Origin of the sequence: Lutibacter sp. B1, from assembly GCF_012524075.1 — a bacterium.
Taxonomy (GTDB): domain Bacteria; phylum Bacteroidota; class Bacteroidia; order Flavobacteriales; family Flavobacteriaceae; genus Lutibacter.
On sequence record NZ_JAAZUI010000082.1, the window covers coordinates 1 to 1,507 of the forward strand.

Annotated in this window: 2 protein-coding genes; both read right to left on the reverse strand. The window is 23.2% G+C overall.

Annotated features, from left to right (window positions below):
• Nucleotides 1-397: 397 nt before the first annotated feature.
• Nucleotides 398-1,078, reverse strand: coding sequence for a hypothetical protein (locus tag HGB55_RS14880; protein ID WP_168817847.1), 681 nt, complete (start codon nt 1,076-1,078; stop codon nt 398-400).
• Nucleotides 1,068-1,244, reverse strand: coding sequence for a hypothetical protein (locus HGB55_RS14885; RefSeq protein ID WP_168817849.1), 177 nt, complete (start codon nt 1,242-1,244; stop codon nt 1,068-1,070). Before HGB55_RS14885 ends, HGB55_RS14880 begins: the two co-directional genes overlap by 11 nt.
• Between the last annotated feature and the right edge of the window lie 263 nt (nt 1,245-1,507).

Consider the following 1,507-nt stretch of genomic DNA (forward strand, 5'->3'; position numbering starts at 1 on the left):
GAAGTAGTTTTCAAACTTTTTTATCTCAGTAATTTTTTCGGCTCGTGTCTCAGACAGTTTGAGATTTTAAACTCATAAAACTCAAATTAGGAATTTCAGGCTGAAATTCCCCCATTTTACCCAACGGCTCGGTGCATGAAAAGTTGCGGTTTATTTTAGCAATTTTTCGATTATAAATTTAAACATTTTTTACTTTAGAATTATTCTAAATTTCTAATTAAGCAATTTTTTATGCACATTGTTGGGTAAAGTGGTATTTAATGGCATAACATTTAATTAAAGATTTTTTTAATATCTAAAAAGTTCTCTTATTTAATAACAATTATAGAGACTTAAATGTTCATCTTCTCATACTAAATTGAAATAAGAGCTAAAATTCATGAATTAATAATATACCTTACTTCCAAGGAATTGATTTAAATGATACATCATAGTAATCGTCATTATCTCTTTTAAATTTAAGTTTTATTTTTTTTCCTTTTTCAAGATTCCATATATCTAAAAAATCACAATTTATTCGGATAATTTTACAATTCTCTGAGTTAAAATTTTGTTCTAAGAATTTAAATTCATTTTTTATTAAATTTTTTTTATTCATAAATGAACTCCAATAATAAATTATATAATAATCATAATTCTTAAAATTAGATATTTTATTGGGTTCATTTAAATTTAGATTCATTAAATTTTTAATTTTATCATCAAGTATATCGTTGGATACATAAATTAAAGAATCTATATTTTTATTAATTATTTCTAAATCATCATTTATACAAGTTGAATTTTTAAAGAATATTTTTTTTTTATCCTTGTTATATATATTCAAATTTCCACTAAATGATAAGCTTAAAATTTTATTAAGAAAAATCGAATCTTTGATACCTTCCTTGTAATAATAATCACCTATATCATCATTAAATATTTGGTTTCTAATACCTTTTAATTCCTCTATTGTTATAACAGTAGGATTTTTAAATCCAATAATTATTTTAGAAATACTGATACAAGATGTAAAAAATATAAAAATAAAGGCGGAGTATAAAGCTCCGCCTTTATTTTTGATGAAATTATAATTCATCCCAATTTATTTGATTAAATTGATAAATAACATATCCATTTTCATAATCATAACTTACTTTAGCAACAAAAGTTTTATCATCATCTAAATTTTTATTAGCTTCCTTTAATTTAGGTAAATCATTTCCACATCTGAAACCTATACCACTTTTATTATAATTATACATTTTAAAAAGAGAAATGATAGCAATTATTTTCTTTGATACAAATATATAAATAAAAAAAGGTTGTCAAAATAATTTATGATTTTTTTATTTTAAATTCAAAATTTTATTATTTATTCAGTGTGGTTAACCATTTTACCCAACGGTCTCGTATAACCGTCAGTTGCGGGATTAAAGTTAATAATTTTCGGTTAAGAACTGGCGTTAGCAATTCCGAGTGGATTCGGACGTAGTCGAATCCGCCGTAATTGCGGTTATACATTGTT

What these genes read in the sequence shown, in the direction of transcription:
- HGB55_RS14880 (WP_168817847.1), bottom strand. Translation starts at nt 1,078, where the DNA reads ATGAATTATAATTTCATCAAAAATAAAGGCGGAGCTTTATACTCCGCC.
- HGB55_RS14885 (WP_168817849.1), bottom strand. Translation starts at nt 1,244, where the DNA reads ATGTATAATTATAATAAAAGTGGTATAGGTTTCAGATGTGGAAATGAT.